Source organism: Klebsiella sp. MS 92-3, from assembly GCF_000195655.1.
Classification (GTDB): domain Bacteria; phylum Pseudomonadota; class Gammaproteobacteria; order Enterobacterales; family Enterobacteriaceae; genus Klebsiella; species Klebsiella pneumoniae.
The window spans coordinates 1,843-4,749 of sequence record NZ_GL882856.1 but is presented as its reverse complement, the minus strand read 5'-3'; the positions used below and the strand labels follow the sequence as shown (position 1 = coordinate 4,749).

General features: G+C 63.2%; 2 protein-coding genes. Both read left to right on the top strand.

Annotation, left to right across the window (positions count from 1 at the left end):
• The first annotated feature begins 41 nt into the window (after positions 1 to 41).
• Positions 42 to 1,412: a sucrose-specific PTS transporter subunit IIBC gene (locus tag HMPREF9538_RS04160; protein ID WP_002892640.1), complete on the top strand. Its 1,371-nt coding sequence runs from the start codon at positions 42 to 44 to the stop codon at positions 1,410 to 1,412.
• Positions 1,412 to 2,812 (top strand): sucrose-6-phosphate hydrolase, encoded by a 1,401-nt coding sequence (locus HMPREF9538_RS04165; RefSeq protein WP_009486122.1) that lies wholly within the window; start codon positions 1,412 to 1,414, stop codon positions 2,810 to 2,812. Before HMPREF9538_RS04160 ends, HMPREF9538_RS04165 begins: the two co-directional genes overlap by 1 nt.
• Positions 2,813 to 2,907: the final 95 nt, after the last annotated feature.

The following is a 2,907-nucleotide window of genomic DNA, read 5'->3' as shown; positions in this document are numbered from 1 at the left end:
GCCCCCGCCCACGCCATATCATCATGCATTTAGAGGGTACTATGGATTTTGAACAGATTTCCCGCTCACTGCTTCCCCTGCTGGGCGGCAAGGAAAATATCGCCAGCGCCGCGCACTGCGCCACCCGCCTGCGGCTGGTGCTGGTCGACGACGCGCTCGCCGATCAGCAGGCGATTGGCAAAATCGACGGGGTGAAAGGCTGCTTTCGCAATGCCGGACAGATGCAGATCATCTTCGGCACCGGGGTGGTCAATAAAGTCTATGCCGCCTTTATCCAGGCCGCAGGCATCAGCGAATCGAGCAAATCCGAAGCCGCCGACCTGGCGGCGAAAAAGCTGAACCCGTTCCAGCGCATCGCCCGCCTGCTGTCCAACATCTTCGTGCCGATTATTCCGGCCATCGTCGCCTCCGGCCTGCTGATGGGCCTGCTGGGGATGGTGAAAACCTACGGTTGGGTCGACCCGAGCAACGCTCTCTATATCATGCTGGATATGTGCAGTTCGGCGGCGTTTATCATTCTGCCGATCCTGATCGGCTTTACCGCCGCCCGCGAATTTGGCGGTAACCCCTATCTGGGCGCGACCCTCGGCGGGATCCTCACCCACCCGGCGCTGACCAACGCCTGGGGCGTCGCCGCCGGCTTCCACACCATGAATTTCTTCGGCATCGAAGTGGCGATGATCGGCTACCAGGGCACCGTCTTCCCGGTGCTGCTGGCGGTGTGGTTTATGAGCATGGTCGAGAAGCGGCTGCGCCGCGTGATCCCTGACGCGCTGGACCTGATCCTCACTCCGTTCCTGACGGTGATTATCTCCGGCTTTATCGCCCTGCTGCTGATCGGCCCGGCCGGTCGCGCGCTCGGCGACGGCATTTCGTTTATCCTCAGCACGCTTATCAGCCATGCCGGCTGGCTGGCGGGCCTGCTGTTCGGCGGCCTCTATTCGGTGATCGTCATTACCGGTATCCATCACAGCTTCCATGCCATCGAGGCCGGACTGCTGGGCAACCCATCGATTGGCGTCAACTTCCTGCTGCCGATCTGGGCGATGGCCAACGTCGCCCAGGGCGGCGCCTGCTTTGCGGTGTGGTTTAAAACCAAAGATGCCAAAATAAAAGCCATCACCCTGCCGTCGGCGTTTTCGGCGATGCTGGGGATCACCGAGGCGGCAATCTTCGGGATTAACCTGCGCTTTGTGAAACCGTTTATCGCCGCGCTGGTGGGCGGTGCCGCCGGCGGCGCCTGGGTGGTGTCGATGCACGTCTACATGACCGCGGTGGGCCTGACGGCGATCCCGGGAATGGCTATCGTGCAGGCCAGCTCGCTGCTGAACTACATTATCGGAATGGCGATCGCCTTCGCCGTGGCCTTCGCGCTCTCTCTGACGCTGAAATACAAAACGGACGCTGAATAATGTCATTACCGTCACGCCTGCCTGCGATCCTGCAGGCCGTTATGCAGGGCCAGCCGCAGGCGCTGGCCGACAGCCATTATCCGCAATGGCATCTGGCGCCGGTCAACGGACTGCTGAACGATCCTAACGGCTTTTGCCAGGTCGCCGGGCGTTACCACCTGTTTTATCAGTGGAACCCGCTCGCCTGCGACCATACCTATAAGTGCTGGGGACACTGGAGCTCTGCCGATCTGCTGCACTGGCGGCACGAACCTATCGCCCTGATGCCGGATGAAGAGTATGACCGCAACGGCTGCTACTCTGGCAGCGCGGTCGAGTTCGAGGGCGCCCTGACTCTGTGCTACACCGGCAACGTGAAATTCCCCGACGGCGGGCGCACCGCCTGGCAATGTCTGGCGACCGAGAATGCTGATGGCACCTTCCGCAAGCTGGGGCCGGTGCTGCCGCTGCCAGAAGGCTATACCGGCCATGTGCGCGACCCTAAAGTGTGGCGGCAGGACGGGCGCTGGTACATGGTTCTTGGGGCGCAGGATGTGCAACAGCGCGGCAAAGTGCTGCTGTTTACCGCCAGCGACCTGCGGGAGTGGCGCCTGGTGGGCGAGATCGCCGGGCACGACGTGAACGGCCTGGCGAACGCCGGCTACATGTGGGAGTGCCCGGATCTTTTTCCGCTGGCGGACACCCACCTGCTGATCTGCTGCCCGCAGGGGCTGGCCCGCGAAGCGCAGCGCTTTCTCAATACCTATCCGGCGGTGTGGATGGCAGGCAGCTTCGACGCCAAACGCGGGATCTTCGACCACGGCCCGCTGCACGAGCTGGACAGCGGATTTGAGTTCTACGCGCCGCAGACCATGCAGGCCGATGATGGCCGCCGCCTGCTGGTCGGCTGGATGGGCGTCCCCGACGGGGACGAGATGCATCAGCCCACCCGCGCGCAGGGCTGGATCCATCAGATGACCTGCGTGCGTGAGCTGGAGTGGCAGGCTGGCACTCTGTATCAGCGTCCGCTGCGCGAGCTGGCCGCTCTGCGCGAGGAAGCCCAGGGCTGGCGCGGGCAGACCCTGCCCCTCGCCCCGATGGAGCTGGCCTTTGACATCGCCCCCAACAGCACGCTGGGGCTGGACTTTGCCGGCGCCCTGCAGCTCACCGTCAATCGCGACGGCCTGCGTCTGTCGCGTCGCGGCCTGCAGACGGCGGAGATGCATCACCGCTACTGGCGCGGCGAGGCGCGACGCCTGCGGATCTTTATCGACCGCTCCAGCGTGGAGATTTTCATCAACGATGGCGAGGGGGTGATGAGCAGCCGCTTCTTCCCGGGCTATCCGGGGCAGCTCATCTTCAGCGGTGCGACGCCGGTGGCATTCTGCCGCTGGCTGCTGCGGCCATGCATGGTAGAATAAGCGTTTTGCTTTCAGGCTCCCGGGTGCTGATGAAAACCAAACGCGTAACTATCAAAGATATCGCCGAACTGGCGGGCGGCTCCCAAGCGACCGCC